Source organism: Mesorhizobium muleiense (genome assembly GCF_900099905.1).
GTDB lineage: Bacteria > Pseudomonadota > Alphaproteobacteria > Rhizobiales > Rhizobiaceae > Mesorhizobium > Mesorhizobium muleiense.
This window is the reverse complement of record NZ_FNEE01000015.1, coordinates 124,790-146,621: the sequence shown is the minus strand read 5'-3', so window position 1 is coordinate 146,621 and position 21,832 is coordinate 124,790. Positions and strand designations below refer to the sequence as shown.

The window sequence follows — 21,832 nt, the reverse complement described above, 5'->3', positions numbered from 1 at the left end:
GTCTACAACGCCGAGCGTCCGCACGACGCGCTTGGCGGCGCTGTGCCGCTCGACCGCTACCGCGTCTCGCAGCGCCAGCATCGCGAAACCGTCGAGCCGTTCGACTATGCCAAGGACGATCTCATCCGCCGCGTTCAGCAGCATGGCTTCGTCTCCATTCTCGGCCACAACGTGCGCCTGTGCAGGGCCTTCGCCGGAAAGTCCGTCGCCTTTCGCCCAACCGCTGCCGACGGCGTCTTCGACGCCTGGTTCAGACATCAGAAAATAGAAACCATCGACCTCAATGCCATTGATCGATAGGATGGCAAACTGTTCGCGATGTCTTCGCACACCTGTTCGCGATGTCTCCGGTCCAAACACCCTTGTGGGAGAAGGTGGCCTCGCGAAGCGAGGTCGGATGAGGGGTGTTCCAGCTTGGCATCGACAGCAATCCGTCCAGCACCCCTCATCCGTCTTGGCGCTTCGCGCCAATCCACCTTCTCCCACAAGGGGAGAAGGCAAGACCGCGCTATAAAGCGGGCCGCTTCAGGTGCGTCGCAGATCGATCCGGCTGGTCGTCACGCGCTCGCCGGTTTTTGGGTCGACGTCGATAACGGTCAGCCGCATGCCGTCCTCGCCGTTTTTCTCGACGGTCATTTGCGCGGTACGATCGCCGTTGACCTCCTTCGCCCAGCGGATGCCGAGATTGATCGCATTGCCCGAGCGCCTGCCGCTGAGCTGCGCCGGTCCGGTGCGGGATCCGACATAGGTGCCGGTGTACTTCGTCCCGCTGGACCTCAGATCGGCACTGATGGCGCGCGTCACCACGACGAGACCGCGGCAGGTGCCGTCCAGCGACAAGGAACTCGATGTCGCGTCGGAATTGAAGCGGCAGGAGACGTTCACCGTCGGCGCCTCGGTGGTTACCTTGACGGTGCCCTTGCCAGCAAAATTCCCCTCGAACGAGCGAAGAAAATCGGCCTCATCGGCATGAGCCGCGCCGGCGGCAGCCGCCAGGCAGCCGGCAAGTGCAAATCGTGCACATGATTTCATTGGATCTCTCCCCTTGATCTGGCTGTTGGACCAACGCTCGCCGTGACGGCAGGTTCCGCCTTCAGCATGACCGTTTTGCAACGCGCCGCTCTGGCCCAGCCGAATGCGTCGACTAGCGGTTGCGGTGAAAGTCCCGACTTGCGACATAGCGCGCATGGCACCCTCGCCCTCGATCCCCAAGGCTGCGTTCTGGATGGCGCTGTCGATCGCATCGTTTCTGACGATGTCGGTCGCCGGCCGCGCCACGACGGCCGAGCTCAATGTCTTCCAGGTGCTGGAGCTGCGCTCGGTGATCGGCCTGTTCATCCTCCTGCCGCTGGTGATGATGTCAGGCGGTTTTGCGGCGATGCGCAGCATACGCCCCACCGCCCATATCGCCCGCAACGTCGTCCATTTTGTCGGCCAGGCGGCATGGCTCTACGCCTTGACATTGATCCCGCTGGCCGTGCTGATCTCCATCGAATTCACGACGCCGATCTGGACGGCCATTCTGGCGGTCGGCTTTCTTGGTGAAAGACTAAGCCGGCCCAGACTTGCAGCGATCGTGCTCGGGCTGATCGGTGTGCTGATCATCGTCCGCCCGGGCGTCGGCTCGGTCGATCCGGGACATGTTGTCGTGCTGGGTGCCGCGGTCTGCTTCGGCATATCCGTGGTCCTGGTCAAATCGCTGACGCGGACGGACAGCGTCGTGTCCATCATCTTCTGGATGCTGGTCATCCAGTCCGTGCTCGGCCTTGTCCCGGCGCTCTACGAATGGCGCAACCCGCCGCTCGAACTGTGGCCGTGGATCCTGCTGATCGCCTTCACCGGCATGTCGTCGCATTTCTGCATGGCGCGTGCACTCGCCTATGCCGACGCCACCGTCATCTCGCCGATGGACTTTTTGCGCGTGCCGCTGTCGGCGCTGATCGGCTGGCTGCTGTATCAGGAGCAGATCGACGCCTTCACCGCCGGCGGCGCCTTGCTGATCCTGCTGGGCAATCTGCTTAATCTGCAGAAAAAGGCGACCAAACCAGCGGAAGTGGCAGCGTCTTAGCATTTTGCAGCCAAACGGCTTCGTTTGGCGTCCGACAAAATGCGTCAAAGCAAAGAGCTACCGCGCGGTTTTGTTTCCACAAAACCGCGCTTAGCCTCGCATTTCAGTCGCCTTCGTCGGGTATGTTGAGGAGATGCCCGCAGGCCTTGCAGTGGACGGCGTCGGCTTCATGCCGCTGAAGGCCGCATTGCGGGCACGGGAAGAAGACCTTGTTGGGACGGAAGAGCGCCTGTGCCAGCCTGACGAACAGCGATATGCCGATGATCATGGTGACGATCGCGGTGAGCTTGCCGGCTATTCCCGGCAGGACGATGTCGCCGAAGCCGGTCGTGGTCACCGTGGCGACGGTGAAATACAGCGCATCGACATAGCCTTCGAGACCGGCCCCGGTGCGGAAGAAGAAGGTGTAGACGAAACCGGTGACGACAAACAGGAATGTCAGGAGATTGATGACTGCATGGCTTGCCTCGCGCCATTTTTTGAGGCCGCGCATCTCGAAAAACCGCCACAGCGCGCCGCTGCGCGACAGCGACCACAGCCGCAATATGCGAAGAAAACCCAAATTGGCCAGCGCCGAAGGCATCAGCAGCGTCAGCAGGATGAAGCCGTCGACCCACGACGTCGGCTGCTTCATCAGGCGCAGCATGTCGTTTGACGCAAGCAGCCGGGCAATCATGTCGGCGGCGACAAGCGCTGCCACTGAATAATCGAGCCAGAGGAACGAGGACGAGTCCTGGATCACCGGAGTGGCGATGAAGAAGGCGATGATGGCAAGGTCGATGATAACAGCCGCCAGCTGAAACCGGAAAGCCGCAGGCGTGCGCCCGTGATAGAGTTTGCGCAATGTGTCGCGCAGCCGCGTCAAGGCTGAAAAATCCTGCACTCCGTCCCTTTTCGGCGCCTTCATGACAACTGCGATAACGCTCGCTGCGACAGCCGTCCAGTGGGCAGAGCAGGGGGAAGCCACTGTGGCTTGAGAACATCCGCAGCGTTCCAGGCCCGGAAAGCAATCAGACCGGTTCCGCCTCGATGATGCTGATGCGAGGTCCGGCTTCAACGATATTGGCGACCCGAAAATCCGACGCCGCAAGCAGCAACCTGAATTCTTCCGCCGTGCGCTCCTGCCCGCCCGGCATGACCAGCATGTTCAGATCGCCGAATTTTGCGACGGCGCCTTCATTGGGCGGCCCCAGAATGCTCTCGAGCACCAGCAGTTTGCCTTCCGGGCGAATCGCCCGGCGGCAGGTTTTCAGGATCCGGGTGTTTGTGTCGTCGTCCCAGTCATGCAAGATCCATTTAAGCACAATCGCATCGGCTCCTTCGGGCACCGAGACGAAGAAATCGCCGGCGACGATGTCGCAGCGATCAGCCACAGCCGCAGCGTCAAAGACCGGGCCGGCCTTCGCCACGACCTGCGGCTGATCGAATAGAATGCCGCGCTGGCCGGGATTGCGGCGGAGGATTTCGGCAAGCAGCGCGCCCTGCCCGCCGCCTACATCCATAACGACAGAGAACCGCCGGAAGTCATAGGCCGCGAGCACCGCGGCGGCGACGCCACGCGACATCGCCGTCATCGCCCGGTCGAAAACGACGGACTCTTCCGGATGCTCTGCCCGGTATTCCCAAACGCCCTTGCCATAAGCGTGGCGAAAGGCGTTTTCGCCGGTGCTGACACTGTGCAGCAGATCGCTCCATGCCTGACGGAAATACGGCCGTCCGGCCAGAATTGCCCACGACGCGACCGAATGCTGAACGTCGGATCGCAACGCGCCGCCAACCGGGGTCAGCGAGAAGGACCGGTCTTCCGCTTCATGGAACACGCCGGCCGACGCAAGGGCGCGCAGCAGCCGGTAGAGCGCCTGCGGATGGGTATTGGTCAGCACGGCCAGTTCGCCGCTGGTGCGTTTTCCGTCCTTGAGATGGTCTGCAATGCCCAGCGTGGCGGCGACGCATATCGCCTGAGATACCTGGAAGCCATTGACCATTTTCTGGAGTTCGGCAGCGGCATCCCGCTCATCCATGACGCACTCCCCCCGGCCGCCAAAAGACCCAGGCCGCCGAGCCCACAATACCAGCGGCATCGTCACCGGGCAATGCGACCGGGCTGGCGGAATACGGTCGTTAGCTCACACCAACTCCACCTCCACCACGCCCGGCACCGCCCGCATGGCCGAGGCGATCTGTGGCGAGACGCGGTAACGGTTGGGCAGTTCGATCTCGACCTCACCCTGCCCCTCGTCCTTGATGACGATAATGCTCACCAGGCTGTCGCCGCGCTGGGTAAGCTGCGATTGAATCGCCGACGCCGGCCGGTCATCCCTGACAAAGATGCGCAAGGCTTTTTGGATGCGGCTTGCCTCGTCCTCCAGCGACTGCACCGTCTGGATGCGCAGATTGACGCCTTCGGGCCTGTCCTCGGCCGAAACTGTGACCACCACCGAACGGCCGGGCTCGAGCAGGTCGCGATATTGCGCCAGACCTTCGGAAAACAGCACGGCTTCATACTGGCCCGACGTGTCGGAGAACTGCACGACGCCCATCTTGTTGCCGGTGCGCGTCTTGCGCTCCTGCTTGGTGGTGACCGTCCCGGCAAGCCGCCCGGCGGCAGCGCCGCGTTTGACGGCGCCCGAGAACTCGGCCCAGGTCTGCACCCGCATCTTCTGCAGCGCCGCCTTGTATTCGTCCAGCGGGTGCGCCGAGAGATAGAAGCCGACCACCTGGAATTCACGGTGCAGGCGGTCGGCGGCAAGCCACGGGTCGGTCGCCGGCAGGTTGAGCGCCTGCGACTGCGCGCCGAGCGAGGCGCCGAAAATGTCGTGCTGGCCCGACATTGCATTCTGCTGCGCAAGCGACGCCAGCCCCATCATCCGCTCGACGCCCGCCATCATCGCGGCGCGGTCGTGACCGAAGCAGTCGAGCGCGCCGGCCATGATCAGGCTTTCGAAGACGCGCTTGCCGACGATCTTCGGGTCGACCCTTTCGCAAAAATCGGCGAGGTTCTTGAACGGTTTTTCGCCGCGCATGGCGACGATATGCTCGACCGCCGCGTCGCCGACGCCCTTGAGCGCGGCCAGCGAATAGAAGATCCGGTTCTCCGCGACTTCGAAGGCGCGGAAGCTTGATATCACCGACGGCGCCACGACATCGATACCGAGGCGCAGCGCATCCTGGCGGAAATCGGCGAGTTTATCGGTGTTGCCCATGTCGAGCGTCATCGACGCGGCCAGGAATTCGACCGGGTAGTGCGCCTTCAGATAGGCCGTCTGGTAGGAAACGACCGCATAGGCGGCGGCATGCGACTTGTTGAAACCATAGTCGGCGAACTTAGCCAGCAGGTCGAAGATGAAGTCGGCTTGCGGCTTGCCGACGCCGCGCTCGATCGCGCCCGAGACGAAGCGCTCGCGCTGCTTGTCCATTTCGGCGCGGATCTTCTTGCCCATGGCGCGGCGCAGCAGGTCGGCTTCGCCCAGCGAATAGCCGGCAAGCTCCTGCGCGATCTGCATCACCTGTTCCTGGTAGACGATGACGCCTTGCGTCTCCTTCACCAGATGGTCGATCTTCGGATGGATCGACGCCATCTCCTCCTCGCCGTGCTTTCTGGCGTTGTAGGTCGGGATGTTCTCCATCGGGCCCGGCCGATAAAGCGCAACCAGCGCAATGATGTCCTCGATGCAGTCGGGCCGCATGCCGATCAGCGCCTTGCGCATGCCGGCACTTTCCACCTGGAACACGCCGACCACTTCGCCGCGTGACAGCATGGCATAGGTGTCGGGGTCGTCGAGCGGAATGTGGGCAAGATCGATCTCGATGCCGCGGCGGCGGATCAGCTTGACCGCGGTCTCCAGCACCGTCAGCGTCTTCAGGCCGAGGAAGTCGAACTTCACCAGGCCGGCCTGCTCGACATACTTCATGTTGAACTGGGTGACCGGCATGTCCGAGCGCGGATCGCGGTACATCGGCACCAGCTCCCACAGCGGCCGGTCGCCGATGACGATGCCGGCGGCATGCGTCGAGGCGTGGCGGTAGAGCCCTTCCAGCTTCTGCGCCATGTCGAGCAGCGTCTGCACGATCGGCTCGCGCTCGGCCTCCTCGGCAAAGCGCGGCTCGTTGGCGATGGCGTCGGCGAGCTTGACCGGATTGGCCGGGTTCGACGGCACCATTTTGCTGAGCTTGTCGACTTGGCCATAGGGCATCTGCAGCACGCGGCCGACATCGCGCAGCACCGCGCGGGCCTGCAGCGTGCCGAAGGTGATAATCTGGCCGACCTGGTCGCGTCCGTATTTCTGCTGGACGTAGCGGATGACCTCCTCGCGCCGGTCCTGGCAGAAATCGATGTCGAAGTCGGGCATCGACACGCGGTCGGGATTGAGGAAGCGCTCGAACAGCAGCGAGAAGCGCAGCGGATCGATGTCGGTGATGGTCGTCGAATAGGCGACCAGCGAGCCGGCGCCCGAGCCGCGCCCCGGCCCGACCGGAATGCCCTGCGCCTTCGCCCATTTGATGAAGTCGGCGACGATCAGGAAGTAGCCGGGGAATTTCATCTTCTCGATGATGCCGAGCTCGAATTCCAGCCGTTCGCGATATTGCTCGACCGTATAGCCAGGGGCCAGGCCGTGCGCGGCGAGCCGCGCCTCCAGTCCTTCATGCGCCTGTCTGGCAAGCTCCTGCGCCTCCGCCTTCACCGCCGCGTCGGCGTCGGCGACATCGCCGCCGGCAAAGCGCGGCAGGATCGGGTTGCGGGTCTTGGGATAGTAGGAGCAGCGCAGCGCGATCTCGACGGTGTTGTCGATCGCCTCCGGCAGATCGGCGAACAGCCTCGCCATCTCGGCCTGGCTTCTCAGAAAATTGTCGGGCGACAGCCGCCGGCGATTGTCGACGGCGACGACCGACCCTTCGGCGATGGCGATCAGCGCATCATGCGCCTCATAGTCGTCGCGCGAGGAGAAAAACGCCTCGTTGGTGGCAACCAGCGGCAAGTCATTGATATAGGCGAGGTCGACTGACGATTTCTCGATGGCCCGGTCATAGCCGGAAACCCGTTCCAGCTCGACATAGAGCCGGTCGCCGAACAGCGCCTTGAGCGCCAGAAGCCGCGTCTCGGCGAGGTCGCGGCGGTCCTCTTTCAGCGCGTTGCCGATCGGGCCGCGCGGGCCGCCGCTGAGACAGATCAGGCCGTCGCAATGGCCTTGCAGCATGTCGGTCGTCAGATGCACGGCCTCGCCGGGCGGCGTTTCCAGATAGACCCGGCTGACCAGCCTGACCAGATTGCTGTAGCCGGCCTCGGTCGCCGCGATCAAAACCACCGGCCGCATTTCCGGACCTTGCCGCCTGCGGTCGCGCTGGCTGTCGCTGGCTTCACCGGAAAAAGCGAGAGCGGTCTGGCAGCCGATGATCGGCTGGATGCCCTCCTTCACCGCCTTTTGCGCAAATTCGAGCGCGCCGAACAGATTGTTGGTGTCGGTGACGGCAATGGCCGGGGCGTCATCTTTGACCGCATGGCCGACAACCGTGCCCAGTTGCAAGGCGCCTTCGAGCAGCGAATAGGCCGAATGCACGCGCAGATGAATGAACGGCCGCGCCGGCGCTTCCGGCCGCGACGCCTTCACAAAGGCCTCGCGCCGCAACGGATCGCGGGGAAGTGTCTCATTCGCCATTTTTTTATCGCCGTTTGAAAGGACTCAGTCGATGAGGATGTATTGTCCGGCACCGGACGATGCGAGTCCAGCGACAGGCGCCGTCGGCGAAGCTGCCGATCTCCCCCCTTGCGGGGGAGATGCCCGGCAGGGCAGAGGGGGGTGCTGTCCCTCCGGCCTGTCAACCAAGCGGTATCACGCCCCCAGGCTCGTTCCAGTGGGAATGAACTAAATCGAGAGTTCGCGATCCTTCACACCCCCCTCTGTCCTGCCGGACATCTCCCCCGCAAGGGGGGAGATTGGCCGTCATCGCGGCTTTCGCCAATCTCCAAAGTCCCAGACCGGCGTCGAGCATGATTTTTCAGCCTCACGCAAATTCCATGATCACCGCGTCGACGGCGAGACTGTCGCCCGGTTTTGCCTTGAGTTTCGACACGGTGAGATCGCGCTCGGCGCGCAGCACGTTTTCCATCTTCATCGCCTCGACGACCGCCAGCGTCTCGCCGGCCTTGACCTCCTGCCCTTCGGCAACGGCGATCGACACGACAAGGCCGGGCATCGGGCAGAGCAACATCTTCGACGTATCCGGCGCCACTTTTTCCGGCATCAGCCTTTCGAGTTCGGCGGTGCGCGGCAGCATGGCGCGTGCGCTCACCGACATGCCTTTCCAGGCGACGCGAAGCCCGTTCAGCACCGGCCTGACCTGCGCAGCGATCCTTCGGTCGCCGACCATGCCGCGCCAGACGAGATCGCCCGGACGCCAGTCGGAGGCTACCGTCAGCGCCTTGCCGCCGTCGATCGACAGACCGAGCTCCATCGGAATGGAGATCATGCCTTCGAGCACCGAGGCTGAAAGATAGTCCTTGCCGATCTTGATCACCCAGTCGCGTTTCAGGACACCCGAATGCGGCGCCAGCCGCCCGCCGAGCCGGTCGAGCCGGTCGCGGCGCAGCAGTTCGACCGCGGCGGCGATCGCTGCGAGAACGGCCTTTTCCTCGCTGTCAGGCACGATCGGCGCGAAGCCGTCGGGATATTCCTCTGATATGAAGGCGGTCGATATCCGCCCTTCCCGCCAGCGCGGATGCTGCATAAGTGCTGCCAGGAACGGCATGTTGTGCTCGATGCCGTCGACGACAAAACTGTCGAGCGCTTCCGACATGGCGTCTATTGCCGCGAGCCGAGTCGGCGCCCAGGTGCACAGCTTGGCGACCATCGGGTCATAGAACATCGAGATTTCCGAACCCTCGGTAACCCCGGTATCGTTGCGGACGACGACGTCGCCGAACTGTCCCTCTTGCGGTGGCCGGTATCTCGTCAGCCGGCCGATCGACGGCAGGAAATTGCGATACGGGTCCTCGGCGTAGAGCCGGCTTTCCACCGCCCAGCCGTTCAGCTTGACGTCGCTTTGCTTGATGGCGAGCTTTTCGCCGGCTGCTATGCGGATCATCTGCTCGACCAGGTCAATGCCGGTGACGAGCTCGGTCACCGGATGCTCGACCTGCAATCGTGTATTCATTTCAAGGAAATAGAAGTTCTTTTCACTATCTACGATGAACTCGACCGTGCCGGCGCTCTGGTAGTCGACCGCGCTGGCCAGCGCCACCGCCTGCTCGCCCATGGCTTTCCGGGTCCTGGCGTCGAGGAAAGGTGAAGGCGCCTCTTCGACGACCTTCTGGTTGCGGCGCTGGATCGAGCATTCGCGCTCGCCGAGATAAAGCGCATTGCCATGCGCGTCGGCCAGCACCTGGATCTCGATGTGGCGCGGATCGACCACGAACTTTTCGATGAAGACGCGGTCGTCACCGAACGAGCTTTTGGCCTCCGACCGCGCCCGGTCGAACCCGTCGCGCACCTCGGCCTTGCTCCAGGCGATGCGCATGCCCTTGCCGCCGCCGCCGGCCGAGGCCTTGATCATCACGGGATAGCCGATCTCGCCGGCTATTTTCTCGGCATGACCGGCATTCTCGATGACGCCGAGCCAGCCGGGCACCGTGCTGACCCTGGCTGCATTGGCGAATTTCTTCGATTCGATCTTGTCGCCCATCGCCCTGATCGCTCCGGGTTTCGGGCCGATGAAGACGATGCCTTCGTTCTCCAGCGCTTCACAGAAGGAGGCGCGTTCGGATAAAAACCCGTAGCCGGGGTGCACGGCTTCAGCACCCGTCGCCTTGCAGGCGGCGATGATCTTCTCCGGCACCAGATAGCTTTGTGAGGCCGGCGAAGGCCCGATATGGACAGCCTCGTCGGCCATCTCGACATGCACGGCGTCACGATCGGCGTCCGAAAAGACCGCGACGGTGGCGATGCCCATCTTGCGCGCCGTCTTGATGACGCGGCAGGCGATCTCGCCACGATTGGCGATCAGGATTTTTGTGAACATGCGGGTTTTGTTCCCTCGGCTGCCTTTCTTTTATGGGCTTGGCCCGGCCGGTCAAGGCACGTAGGCGCATATCCGGGCGCAAGTCGCCTGGTGACGACCAAAACCCGGCACCGAACTGTCAATTCGTCCCATAGTCCAGAACCTGCAGATACGCTAAAGCTCGCCTCGATTGCCGATTTGGCTTGAGAGGAGAGCCCCGATGAAAACCCGTGCCGCTGTCGCTGTCGCCGCCGGAAAGCCGCTGGAAATCCTGGAGGTCGACCTCGACGGCCCGCGAGCCGGCGAGGTGCTGGTCGAGATCAAGGCGACCGGCATCTGCCACACCGACGAGTTCACGCTGTCGGGCGCCGATCCCGAAGGGATTTTTCCGGCGATCCTCGGCCATGAGGGCGCCGGCATCGTCGTCGATGTCGGCAAGGGCGTCACCTCGGTCAAGAAGGGCGACCACGTCATCCCGCTCTACACGCCGGAATGCCGGCAATGCCCGTCCTGCCTGTCCAGAAAGACCAATCTGTGCACCGCGATCCGTGCCACGCAGGGGCAAGGCCTGATGCCGGACGGCTCGTCGCGCTTCTCGATCGGCAAGGACAAGATCTTCCACTATATGGGCTGCTCGACCTTCTCCAACTTCACCGTGCTGCCCGAGATTGCGGTGGCCAAGGTCAATCCCGACGCGCCCTTCGACAAGATCTGCTACATCGGCTGCGGCGTCACCACCGGCATCGGCGCGGTGATCAACACCGCAAAAGTCGAGATCGGCGCCACGGCCGCCGTCTTCGGCCTCGGCGGCATCGGCCTCAACGTCATCCAGGGGCTGCGCCTTGCCGGCGCCGACATGATCATCGGCGTCGACCTGAACAACGACAAGAAGGAATGGGGCGAGAAATTCGGCATGACGCATTTCGTCAATCCGAAGGAGATCGACGGCGATATCGTGCCCTATCTCGTCAACATGACCAAGCGCGGCGCCGACCAGATCGGCGGCGCCGACTATACGTTCGACTGCACCGGCAGCACCAAGGTGATGCGCCAGGCGCTTGAGGCATCGCACCGCGGCTGGGGCAAGTCGGTGGTCATCGGCGTTGCCGGCGCCGGCCAGGAGATCTCGACGCGGCCGTTCCAGCTGGTCACCGGACGCACCTGGATGGGCACCGCGTTCGGCGGCGCGCGCGGCCGCACCGACGTGCCGAAGATCGTCGACTGGTACATGGACGGCAAGATCGAGATCGACCCGATGATCACCCACACGCTGAAGCTGGAGGACATCAACAAGGGTTTTGACCTGATGCATGAGGGCAAGAGCATCAGGAGCGTGGTGGTCTATTGAGAATTTGCGACGTGGCCGGGAGGAAGCAAGGCAATCGCTTTAGGTCTGCGCCGCCCCTCATTGCCCTGCCGGGCATTTCTCCCCGTATAGTGACGGGGAGAAAGACGCCTTCGCAAAGGGATTTCGCCAACCTGCAGCGTGGCAGAAAGCGTGCCGAGGCTGCGGCAAGCTCCCTTCGCCCCGTCACTATACGGGGAGAAGGTGCCGGCAGGCGGATGAGGGGCAGCGCCGACCTTTGACCGCTCGAACATCAATCCAGGCACAATCGCCCGGCTTCATACGCTTGGAACGAACCATGCCCGCACCCGCCATTTACGTCGATGCCGATGCCTGTCCGGTGAAGGCCGAGGTCGAGAAGGTCGCCGAGCGCCATGGCGTCGTCGTCACCTTTGTCTCCAATGGCGGGCTGCGCCCGTCGCGCGACCCGATGATCCGCAACGTCGTCGTGTCCAAGGGCGCCGACGCGGCGGACGACTGGATCGTCGACAATGCCAAGCCCAACGACATCGTCGTGACATCAGACATCCCGCTTGCCGCCCGCACGGTGGCGCTCGGCGCCCATGTGCTTGGGCCGACCGGACGCCCGTTCACGCCGGAAACGATCGGCATGGCGGTAGCGATGCGCGACCTCAAGCAGCATCTGCGCGAGACTGGCGAAAGCAAGGGCTACAATGCCAGTTTCGCGCCGCAGGACCGCTCGCGGTTTCTTGGCGAGCTCGACCGCATCTTGCGGCGTGCGCTGAAATCCGCCGCACTGGGCTAGCGCTTGACCCCGAACCGGAGGTCAGCGCAGCAAAACCGGAATCGATCTTCGGCATCATGCGCACAGTCAAAAGTGCTATAATGTTCGAGCCCTAAGAGACGAGCGGCGGTAAGACGGACCGCCATCAGAGGCCGGGCCATGACGACCGAGACTCCCCTGAAGACGCCACTGCACCGCCACATGCAGTTCGCGGTGTCGGCCTGCATCGGTGTAGTGGCACTGGCGATCGCGCTGGTCTTGCGCACTCCGCTCGCCTTTTCGATCGGCGCCAATGCGTTTTTCGCCGCCTACACCGTCATCGTCCTCGCCCAGATGCCGCTGCTCACCGGCCGCTTTTTAAGCAAGAACGCGCGGGCCACCGACCAGCCGGTGCTAGTCATCTTTGCGGTGACGCTGATTGTCGTCACCATTGCCATCATCTCGCTGTTCCAATTGATCAATCGCGAGGGCAGCGCGCATCCTGTCGAACTCACCTTCGCGCTGCTGTCGATCCCCCTCGGCTGGTTCACCATCCACGCCATGACGGCGCTGCACTACGCCCATGTTTACTGGGTCAACGATGAAGAGACCGACCCCGGCAGCAAAGCGAAACAGAAAAAGCCGGTCGGCGGCCTCGTATTTGCCGGTAAGGAGCGGCCGGACGGCTGGGATTTTCTCTATTTCTCGACCACCGTCGGCATGACCTCGCAGACCTCCGATACCGCGGTCTCGACCACGCAAATGCGTCACATCGTGCTTTTGCATTCGATCCTGTCGTTCTTTTTTAATACAGTGATCGTCGCCGCCGCGGTCAACCTCGCCGTCAGTCTCGGGAGCCGGTAGCACCGGGCAGTCTGTAATAATTCCGTGATCGGATGAAACATCGCTTTGGCTGGCAACGTATTGGGAGGAGAACGATCGGAAAGGCCGACTGAGCGGCCGGAAGGACGCGAAAAAATGCAATCGGTTGCCAGGAGCCAATCCACTGTCGGGCCAGATACTGCCGCGCCGAAAGATGCAACGCTGATCTACCGGCAGTCGCGCTGGACGCGGCTGACGCACTGGCTTTGGGCCATTTCGCTGTTCTTCATGCTGCTTTCCGGCCTGCAGATCTTCAATGCCCGCCCCCAGCTTTATATCGGCAAGGAATCGGGATTCGCATATAACAACACCATCTTCGCCATCGGCGCCGAGAACACCGCAAACGGCCCGCGCGGCTACACCGAAATCTTCGGCAAGCGCTTCGACACAACCGGTGTGCTCGGCTGGTCGGGGCCGGCGGGTCGGGAGACGTCCCGCGCCTTCCCGTCCTGGGCGACAATCCCCTCCTATTACGACCTCGGCACCGCCCGCGTCGTCCATTTCTTCTTCGCCTGGATACTGTCCACGACCCTGGTCGTGTGGCTGGTCGCCAGCCTGGTCAACGGTCATCTGCGCCGCGATCTTGTCCCGCGCATCGACGATCTCAGGCGTTTGCCGCGAGACATCATCGATCATGCCAAATTCAAGTTTCATCACACGCGCGAATACAACACGCTGCAGAAGATGGCCTATGGCGGCGTGATGTTCGTGCTGCTGCCGCTGATGATCATCACAGGCCTTGCCATGTCGCCGAGCATGAACGCGGCGCTGCCATTCCTCAACGATTTGCTTGGCGGCAGGCAGACGGCGCGGACAATCCATTTCGTCGTGATGCTGCTGCTCGTCGCCTTCTTCATCATCCATATGGTGATGATCTTCGCTGCCGGCCCGATCAACGAGCTGCGTTCCATCATCACCGGCTGGTACCGAACCGATCCGCCGGCGCATGGCAGCAAGACGCCGCAGAGGGGTGCGTGAGATGGCGAAGTTTGTGATCAGCCGCAGAAAATTCCTGACCTCGGCCAGCCTCGGCGTCACCGGCATCATGCTGTCGGGTTGCGATGCATTCGACAGCCAGCTTCGTGTCGGCGACGGACTGCGCAGTTTCCTCGAAGGCGCCAACGGCCTGACCTGGCGCGCGCAGCGCCTGCTCGCCGGCGATTCGCTGGCGCCGGAATTCACCGAAGCCGACATTCGCCAGCCGCAGCGGCCGAACGGCGTCACCGCGCCGGACGACGATGTCTACAAAAGCCTGCTCGCCAACAATTTCGCCGACTGGCGGCTCGACGTCTCAGGCCTCGTCGAAAAGCCGCTGTCGCTGACCCGCGAGCAATTGATGAACATGCCAAGCCGCACCCAGATCACCCGCCACGACTGCGTCGAAGGCTGGAGTTGCATCGCCAAATGGACCGGCACGCCGCTGTCGCTGGTGCTTGATCAGGCGGTGGTCAAGCCACAGGCGCGCTACGTCGTGTTCCATTGCCTCGACACGATCGACCGCAGCCTGTCCGGCGACATCAAATATTACGGCTCGATCGACCTGATCGATGCCCGTCACCCGCAGACGATCCTTGCCTATGGCCTGAACGGCAAGCCGCTGCCGGTCGAGAACGGCGCGCCGCTGCGCGTCCGCGTCGAGCGCCAGATCGGCTACAAGATGCCAAAGTATCTCCGCCGGATCGAACTGGTCGACAGTTTCGCCGCTATCGGCGGCGGCAGGGGCGGCTACTGGGAGGACAATGGCTACGACTGGTACGGCGGCATTTGACGCCATAGCTCCGCCATTTCCGATCAGTGTTTGGTGCTTTGCTCAGGCGACCTTGTCGATCAGCGGCTTGAGCACCGGATGGATTTCCGGCGAGGCGTGCTTGATCAGTGTCAGCAGCGCGCGCTCGTTCTCATGCAGCGGCCGGTCGCTGCCGATGCGCTCGGCCAGCCATTTCGCCTCGCACGCGTCGATCGTTTCGGCGCGGCGTGCCAGTGCTTCGGCTGCCTTGTTCTTCGATTCCCATTCGGATTCGATATCGCCCGGCGCGCAGTAGGCTTTCATGATGCCGGCGAGGCCACCCGAAACCATGCGGCCGAAGAAACCGCCGATCTCTGGATCGGCCTGCTCCAGGAAAGCATCTTGCCGCAGCGCCACGTCGCGCACCGGAGCTTCGTAGCCGGCCGAGCACATGACGTAATTGGCGAGCGCCTTGACGAACAGATCATTCCACGATGGATCGTTGTTGGCTGCCGCGGTCCGCTCGTTGATCTTGAACAGCACCTCTGCCTCGGCGCGGGTGATGGCAATGTTGCCGTCGCCGCCATAGGCATAGAGAATGCGGCGCAGAAGCTCGACTTCAGCCTTGGCGATCAGCCCGGGAACCAGCTTACCGCCGTGCATCAGCGGCCCTTTGCCGTCGATGATGGCATGGGCGACCTGCTCCAGCGCATAGGCGCAAAGCCCGTTCGGCGAGGATTTCGCCTTTTCCAGCACATGCACGAGCAGTTCGAGTTCGGTCAGGCTGTCGACCATGCCGTCACGCGAAATCGCTTGGACCAGCCAGTCGGCATTGTCCTGCGAGATATAGCCCGCCGGCTTTTCCTGATGAACGATGAGGTCGGTGATGGCTTCGATGAAAAAATCCGGCCATTCCGCGCATTTGTCCCCTTCTATCGCGTCGAGCGCAAACAGCGCCTCGGCCTCGCTCCGCGTCACCACCCCGTCGCCGAATACCTCGCGGCGCAGCATGACCACGTCTTCCGCTGTGACCCGATTTTTCGAGGCCAGTTCGGCCACCGGAACGCACTTCAATTCGCCCATTTCGTTTCCCCTCCATACGTCACTTGGACCCAACATATCGGCAGTTCCTTGAGAAACCGGCAAACCGCGTGGTTAGCGAAGACTTGTCGGTAAGCTGTCGCTAGCAGGTGACAAGGTGTCGCCGACAGGCTATGGATGACGAGTCGAGGGCTCAAATTGAGTCCTACCTGTTTGCGGGAGAGAGCAGCGAGAGCTGCCGCCGAAGGGGAAATCGCCCGAAATCTCTCAGGCAAAAAGAACCGTAGACGGGAAAGACACTCTGGAAAGTCGGGGCTTTTTTCGCCCCGCGCCGAAGGTGTAAGCGCTGCCGACAGAGTTACGGGGCGCGAGTCTCTCAGGCTTCAGACAGAGGGGCACGGACTGGTCGCCATTCGCGGCCGATTGCGTGCGACTCTGGAGACGACATGACGGGCGACGACACCAAACACCTTCCCCTCGAAGACCTGCACGTGGCCGCCAATGCGCGCTTTGGCGCGTTCGCCGGCTGGTCGATGCCGCTCACCTATCCGGCCGGCGTGATGAAGGAGCACCTTCATACCCGCGAACATGCCGGCCTGTTCGACATCTCACACATGAAGCTGTTCGAGATCAGTGGCTTGGGCGCTGAAGCACTGCTCAATCGTGCCTGCCCGTTCGACGCCGGCGCGCTTGAGATTTCCCAGTCCAAATACACGTTCTTTCTCAATGAAGCCGCCGGCATCATCGACGATCTGATCGTCACTAGGCTCGGCCGGCAACGCTTCATGGTCGTCGCCAATGCCGGCAATGCTGAAGCCGACGAAAAACACCTTCGTGAGCTTGCCGACTTTGATGCCAAGGCGGACTTTGACGCCAAGATTGAAGCACTCGACCGCGTCTTCCTGGCAATCCAGGGTCCCGAAGCCTGGGCCGCCCTGTCGCGCGCCGGCATCGAAACCGGATCGCTGCTGTTCATGCACGGCTTCGAGCCGCGCGAAAACTGGTTCATGAGCCGCTCGGGCTATACCGGCGAGGACGGCTTCGAGGTCGGCCTGCCGGAAGCGGATGCGCGAAATCTCGTCGCCAAACTGCTCGAGGACGAGCGAGTGATGTGGGTTGGGCTGGCCGCCCGCGACAGCCTGCGGCTCGAAGCAGGGCTGTGCCTGCACGGACTGGACATCACGCCTGAGATGGACCCGGCCGGCGCCGGGCTGATGTGGGCGATCCCGAAGGAGGTTCGCGCCTCTGGCGCTTTCATCGGTGCCGACGCCTTGCGTTCAATCCTGGAGCGCGGCCCAACGCAGAAACGCGTCGGCCTGAAGCCGGAAGGCCGCCAGCCGGTGCGTCCCGGTGCTGCCCTTTTCGATGCCGACGGCAATCCCGCCGGCCACGTCACCTCCGGCGGCTTCGGCCCCTCGGCCGGCCATCCGGTCGCCATGGGCTACGTCCAGGCGTCGCTGGCCAAACCCGGCGCAAAACTCTTCGCCGACGTTCGCGGGACCAAAATCCCGGTCGATATCAATCCCCTGCCCTTCACGCCGCATCGCTACCGCAAAGGATGAACTTCATGGCAAAGACCTATTTCACTGAAGATCACGAATGGCTCCGCGTCGAAGGCGGTATCGCCACCATCGGCATCACCGACTACGCGCAGGAACAACTCGGCGATCTCGTCTTCGTCGAATTGCCGGAGCCTGGGAAAAAGCTGGCCAAGGGCGATACCGCCGTCGTGGTCGAATCGGTCAAGGCGGCATCGGACGTCTATGCGCCGGTCGACGGCGAGATCACCGAGGCCAACACCGCGCTTTCGTCTGATCCGTCCCTGGTCAATTCGGCGGCGGCCAGCGACGGCTGGCTGTGGAAGATGAAGCTGGCCGATGAAAGCCAACTCGAAGGTCTCCTGGATGAGGCCGCCTACAAAGCCCATATTGGTTGAGAGAGCAGGACCAGGAAAGATGACCGCAGCACCCTACTCCTTCTCGGCCCGCCATATCGGCCCCGGCCTCAATGATGTCAGAGCCATGCTGGCGACGATCGGCGTTCCGTCGGTCGAGACGCTGATCAGCCAGGCTGTGCCGAAATCGATCCGGCTCGACCGGCCGCTGGCCTTGCCGGCCCCGGCGAGCGAAGCCGAGGCGCTGGCCGAGCTGTCAGCGACAATGGCGAAAAATACAGTTTTGAAGAGCTTCATCGGCGCCGGCTATCACGGCGTCCACGTGCCGCCGGTCATCCAGCGCAACCTGTTCGAGAACCCGGCCTGGTATACGGCTTACACGCCCTACCAGGCCGAGATCAGCCAGGGCCGGCTCGAAATGCTGTTCAATTTCCAGACCTTGGTCACCGAACTGACCGGGCTGCCGGTCGCGTCGGCCTCGTTGCTCGACGAGGCGACGGCGGTGGCCGAAGCAGTCGGCATCGCGTTACGCCACCACCGCGACAAGCGGACCAAAGTGGCGCTGGCCGGCACGCCGCATCCGCAGACGCTTGACGTCGTGCGCACCCGCGCCGAGCCGCTCGGCATCGAGGTCGACGGTGACACGATCGACGACAACACAGCCGCTCTGCTGGTCTCCTGGCCCGATACGTTTGGCGTCTATGGCGACCACAGGGCGGCAATCGAGAAAGCTCGCGCCACCGGCGCGCTGGTCGTCTTCATTGCCGATCCGCTCGCCCTGACGCTGACCGACGCGCCGGCTGCGCTTGGCGCCGACATCGCCGTCGGCCCGATGCAGCGCTTCGGCGTGCCGATGGGCTTTGGCGGGCCGCATGCCGCTTATTGCGCCGTTTCCGACAGGCTGACGCGGCTGATGCCCGGCCGCCTGGTCGGCCAGTCCACCGACAGCAAGGGCCGGCCCGGCTATCGCCTCGCCTTGCAGACGCGTGAACAACATATCCGCCGCGACAAGGCGACCTCCAACATCTGCACCGCGCAGGCGCTGCTCGCCAACATGGCGACCGCCTATGCGATCTGGCACGGCCCTGCCGGGCTGCAGGCGATTGCCGGCCGAATCCATGCATTGGCCAACCGGCTGGCTGCCGGTCTCGACGCAGCAGGAATTTCGGTGCTTGGCGCAAGCCGCTTCGACACCGTGGCGGTGGAAGTGAAAGGCAGAGCCGGGGCGATTGGCGCCGCAGCCGAAAAGACCGGCCGATTGCTGCGCGTCATCGACGCCGACCGCATCGGCATCAGCTTCGACGAAACCTCGACCGAGGCCGATCTGGAGGCGATCGCGGCGCTGTTCGGCGCCAAGCCGGGCGCAGCCGTCGGCAGCACCATGCCCGGAAAACCGCGCGGCAAGGCGTTTCTCACGCAGCCTGTCTTCCGCGAAAACCACTCGGAAACCGACATGATGCGCTTCCTGCGCCGGCTGGCCGACAAGGACCTGGCGCTCGACCGCGCCATGATCCCGCTCGGCTCCTGCACGATGAAACTCAATGCCGCCGCCGAGATGATGCCGGTAAGCTGGCCTGATATCGCCAATTTGCATCCCTTCGCCCCGGCAAGCCATTCGGCCGGCTACCGCGCCATGATCGACGAACTGGAAGCCTGGCTGGCGGAGATCACCGGGTTCGACGCGGTGACCCTGCAGCCCAACGCCGGCAGCCAGGGCGAGTATGCCGGGCTGCTCGCCATTCGCGGCTATCACCGCTCACGCGGCGAAGCTCACCGCACGGTCTGCCTGATCCCGTCATCGGCGCATGGCACCAATCCGGCGAGTGCGGCGATGGCCGGCATGAACGTCGTCGTCGTGCGCTGCACCGAAGACGGCAACATCGACGTCGATGACCTGAAAGCCAAGGCGGACGAGCATGCGCAAGACCTTGCGGCGCTGATGTTCACCTATCCCTCGACGCACGGCGTTTTCGAGGAAGGCGCGCGCGACCTCTGCGCCCTTGTCCATGAGCATGGCGGCCAGGTCTATTTCGACGGCGCCAACCTCAACGCGCTGGTCGGTCTTGCCCGCCCCGGCGACATCGGCGCCGACGTCTGCCACATGAACCTGCACAAGACGTTCTGCATCCCGCATGGCGGCGGCGGTCCCGGCGTCGGCCCGATCGGCGTCAAGGCGCATCTGCAACCCTTTCTGCCCGGCCACGTCGTCGAAGGCTCGGGCCATGCCGTGTCGGCTGCACCGTTCGGCAGCGCTTCGATCCTGCCGATCACCTGGATGTATATCCGGATGATGGGCGCTTCGGGCCTGAAGCAGGCGACCGAGACGGCGATCATTTCCGCCAATTATGTGGCGACGCGGCTCGGAGCGCATTTCCCGGTGCTCTACAACGGCAGGCACGAGCGCGTCGCGCATGAATGCATCCTCGATACCCGCGTGCTCAAGGACAGTGCCGGCATCAGCGTCGACGACGTCGCCAAGCGGCTGATCGACTACGGTTTCCATGCGCCGACAATGTCGTTTCCGGTCGCCGGCACGCTGATGGTCGAGCCGACCGAGTCCGAGCCCAAGCGCGAGCTCGATCGCTTCTGCGAGGCGATGATCGCGATATCAGGCGAGGCAGCCAAGGTGGCGAAAGGCGAATGGCCCCTGGCCGACAATCCGCTGGTCAATGCGCCGCATACCGCCGCCGAGGCGCTGGCCGGCCAGTGGACCCATCCCTATTCGCGCCTGGAGGCGGCCTACCCCGCCGGCGATGCCGACACGTCAGCCAAATACTGGCCGCCGGTGTCGCGCATCGACAATGTCGCCGGCGACCGCAACCTCGTCTGCTCCTGCCCGCCGCTGTCGGAATATCTGGGGGCGGCGGAGTAGACCATGATCCCGAAAAGTGGAATCCGGTTTTCGGACAAGATCATGGTCTAACAAGAAGATAGAAGCCTCAATCAGGCAGAACGCAAGGCCGGCGCGTCGGCCTTGCTCGCCTTGTTCTGGGCGACGACGCGATTTCGCCCGGCGCGCTTTGCCGCATAGAGTGCGGCGTCGGCTTCGGCCAGCACATTGTCGAGACTGGTGCCATCCGTCCCGCCAAAGCCGATGCCGCCACTGACTGTGCTGCGCAACGGACCAAGCTGGGTGGCGACGACTTCCGTGCCGAAGGCGACGCTGATCTTGCTCGCAATGTCGTAAGCCTTCTCTTCAGTCATCCGCGACATGACGAGGACGAATTCCTCGCCGCCCAGCCGGAAGGCGTCGACGCCGGTCCTGGAGTATTTTCTGACGACAGCGGCGAAGCGGCGCAGAACCTGATCGCCGACCGGATGACCGAATACATCGTTCGTCTTCTTGAAATGGTCGAGGTCGAACATGGCGACAGACATGAACGGGCCGAAAATCCGCTCGCCGTAGAATGCCGTCAACGCCCGCCGGTTCATCAGCCCGGTCAATGGGTCGGTCATGGTCTCGGCCTTCAGTTCGATCTGCGCCTGCAAATGGTGCAGGGAGAGCGTCAATGCGCCGAGCCCCGTCATGCAGGCGACCGCCACGGCGGAATTCAACCGTTCGGCCCAGTTGTCGGGCGCAACGCCGAGCACCCATTGGCCCTTGACCAGCAGGACCGCGCCGCAAAGTCCGAAGGACAGCGCACAGACGCCGCTCAGGAACGAAACGACCAGCAATATCCGGCGATCATGACCACCTTTGATCCAGAACATCACCCCGATAAGCGAGAGCAGCGCCGTTACCGTCGCGTAGGTGACGATGAAGCCGATGCCGTCAAAGCCCAGCGACGTCGCGCCTGCGCAAACCGCCATCGCAGCCAGGGTCGGCAAGATGGCGCGCCTATAGTCGTGGACGCCGAGATATTGCATGGCCGATAGGCAGAGGGTCAGAAGGCCCAGGCTGAGAAGCGCAAGTACAATCTGGCAAAGCCAGGGGCTGGGATGCTTGGCACAGTGCCAGAACAAGACCACATGTGCGACGAGCACGAGAATGCCGCACGCCACCGTCAGCACAAAGCGTGCCTGTGGCGCGGTGCACCAGATCGCAAACAGGGTGATGCTGAGACACGTGCCCGACAGCGCAGCCGCAAGCAGGAGCGAACTGTAATCCAACATGCGTAAGCGACAGCCTCTTCTCGGGTTCTGCCGCATTCTAGGTCAGC

At 63.2% G+C, this 21,832-nt stretch carries 16 protein-coding genes, 1 pseudogene and 1 riboswitch; of the genes and pseudogenes, 10 read left to right on the top strand and 7 right to left on the bottom strand.

All coding sequences use genetic code 11. The features are described from left to right. Nucleotides 1–300, top strand: a pseudogene (locus tag BLT09_RS34410) (IS481 family transposase); the annotation flags it as partial. Nucleotides 301–525: 225 nt separating this feature from the next. On the opposite strand, the gene BLT09_RS23250 reads toward BLT09_RS34410, so the two are convergent. Next, complete coding sequence (locus BLT09_RS23250) at nucleotides 526–1,032, bottom strand: hypothetical protein (protein WP_091597193.1); 507 nt, start codon at nucleotides 1,030–1,032, stop codon at nucleotides 526–528. Between the two features lie 154 nt (nucleotides 1,033–1,186). On the opposite strand from BLT09_RS23250, the gene BLT09_RS23245 reads away from it, so the two are divergent. Beyond that, the gene (locus BLT09_RS23245; protein WP_091597190.1) at nucleotides 1,187–2,068 is read left to right on the top strand and encodes a DMT family transporter; all 882 of its coding nucleotides are present in this window, start codon (nucleotides 1,187–1,189) and stop codon (nucleotides 2,066–2,068) included. 103 nt (nucleotides 2,069–2,171) lie between these two features. Here BLT09_RS23245 and BLT09_RS23240 read toward each other — a convergent pair whose 3' ends face one another. The 4 genes from BLT09_RS23240 to BLT09_RS23225 all read right to left on the bottom strand — a co-directional run bounded on the left by BLT09_RS23240 (nucleotide 2,172) and on the right by BLT09_RS23225 (nucleotide 10,081). Continuing rightward, nucleotides 2,172–2,975: a potassium channel family protein gene (locus BLT09_RS23240; protein WP_091597187.1), complete on the bottom strand. Its 804-nt coding sequence runs from the start codon at nucleotides 2,973–2,975 to the stop codon at nucleotides 2,172–2,174. A gap of 103 nt (nucleotides 2,976–3,078) precedes the next feature. After that, nucleotides 3,079–4,089: a methyltransferase gene (locus BLT09_RS23235; protein ID WP_091597184.1), complete on the bottom strand. Its 1,011-nt coding sequence runs from the start codon at nucleotides 4,087–4,089 to the stop codon at nucleotides 3,079–3,081. Nucleotides 4,090–4,194: 105 nt separating this feature from the next. Continuing rightward, nucleotides 4,195–7,722, bottom strand: a complete 3,528-nt coding sequence (gene dnaE / locus BLT09_RS23230) for a DNA polymerase III subunit alpha (RefSeq protein ID WP_091597181.1) — start codon at nucleotides 7,720–7,722, stop codon at nucleotides 4,195–4,197. Between the two features lie 346 nt (nucleotides 7,723–8,068). Then, entirely contained in the window at nucleotides 8,069–10,081 is a 2,013-nt protein-coding gene (locus BLT09_RS23225; protein WP_091597179.1) for an acetyl-CoA carboxylase biotin carboxylase subunit, read from the bottom strand. Nucleotides 10,082–10,280: 199 nt separating this feature from the next. Here BLT09_RS23225 and BLT09_RS23220 point away from each other — a divergent pair, with 199 nt between their 5' ends. The 5 genes from BLT09_RS23220 to BLT09_RS23200 all read left to right on the top strand — a co-directional run bounded on the left by BLT09_RS23220 (nucleotide 10,281) and on the right by BLT09_RS23200 (nucleotide 14,779). After that, a complete protein-coding gene (locus BLT09_RS23220; RefSeq protein ID WP_091597176.1) occupies nucleotides 10,281–11,408 on the top strand; it encodes an S-(hydroxymethyl)glutathione dehydrogenase/class III alcohol dehydrogenase in 1,128 nt (375 codons plus the stop codon). A gap of 295 nt (nucleotides 11,409–11,703) precedes the next feature. Further along, nucleotides 11,704–12,171, top strand: coding sequence for a YaiI/YqxD family protein (locus tag BLT09_RS23215; RefSeq protein ID WP_091597173.1), 468 nt, complete (start codon nucleotides 11,704–11,706; stop codon nucleotides 12,169–12,171). Between the two features lie 138 nt (nucleotides 12,172–12,309). After that, on the top strand, nucleotides 12,310–12,993 hold the full coding sequence (locus tag BLT09_RS23210; protein WP_091597170.1) for a DUF1345 domain-containing protein: 684 nt from the start codon (nucleotides 12,310–12,312) through the stop codon (nucleotides 12,991–12,993). 114 nt (nucleotides 12,994–13,107) lie between these two features. After that, on the top strand, nucleotides 13,108–13,989 hold the full coding sequence (locus tag BLT09_RS23205; RefSeq protein ID WP_091597167.1) for a cytochrome b/b6 domain-containing protein: 882 nt from the start codon (nucleotides 13,108–13,110) through the stop codon (nucleotides 13,987–13,989). A gap of 1 nt (nucleotide 13,990) precedes the next feature. Next, nucleotides 13,991–14,779: a molybdopterin-binding protein gene (locus BLT09_RS23200; RefSeq protein WP_091597163.1), complete on the top strand. Its 789-nt coding sequence runs from the start codon at nucleotides 13,991–13,993 to the stop codon at nucleotides 14,777–14,779. 42 nt (nucleotides 14,780–14,821) lie between these two features. Here BLT09_RS23200 and BLT09_RS23195 read toward each other — a convergent pair whose 3' ends face one another. After that, nucleotides 14,822–15,820 carry a hypothetical protein gene (locus BLT09_RS23195; protein ID WP_091597160.1) on the bottom strand — a complete coding sequence of 333 codons (999 nt, stop codon included), beginning with the start codon at nucleotides 15,818–15,820 and terminating at the stop codon, nucleotides 14,822–14,824. 164 nt (nucleotides 15,821–15,984) lie between these two features. Continuing rightward, a riboswitch (glycine riboswitch) is annotated at nucleotides 15,985–16,072 on the top strand. A 152-nt stretch (nucleotides 16,073–16,224) separates the two neighbouring features. Here BLT09_RS23195 and gcvT point away from each other — a divergent pair. Genes gcvT through gcvP form a run of 3 tightly spaced genes read left to right on the top strand, consistent with a single transcriptional unit; the run spans nucleotide 16,225 to nucleotide 20,544 of the window. Further along, the gene (gene gcvT, locus BLT09_RS23190; RefSeq protein ID WP_091597158.1) at nucleotides 16,225–17,340 is read left to right on the top strand and encodes a glycine cleavage system aminomethyltransferase GcvT; all 1,116 of its coding nucleotides are present in this window, start codon (nucleotides 16,225–16,227) and stop codon (nucleotides 17,338–17,340) included. A gap of 5 nt (nucleotides 17,341–17,345) precedes the next feature. Then, nucleotides 17,346–17,714, top strand: coding sequence for a glycine cleavage system protein GcvH (gene gcvH, locus BLT09_RS23185; RefSeq protein WP_027156276.1), 369 nt, complete (start codon nucleotides 17,346–17,348; stop codon nucleotides 17,712–17,714). Between the two features lie 19 nt (nucleotides 17,715–17,733). Continuing rightward, complete coding sequence (gene gcvP, locus BLT09_RS23180) at nucleotides 17,734–20,544, top strand: aminomethyl-transferring glycine dehydrogenase (RefSeq protein ID WP_091597155.1); 2,811 nt, start codon at nucleotides 17,734–17,736, stop codon at nucleotides 20,542–20,544. Between the two features lie 71 nt (nucleotides 20,545–20,615). Here the strand turns inward: gcvP and BLT09_RS23175 are convergent, their stop codons facing one another. Continuing rightward, nucleotides 20,616–21,785, bottom strand: a complete 1,170-nt coding sequence (locus BLT09_RS23175; RefSeq protein WP_091597152.1) for a GGDEF domain-containing protein — start codon at nucleotides 21,783–21,785, stop codon at nucleotides 20,616–20,618. Between the last annotated feature and the right edge of the window lie 47 nt (nucleotides 21,786–21,832).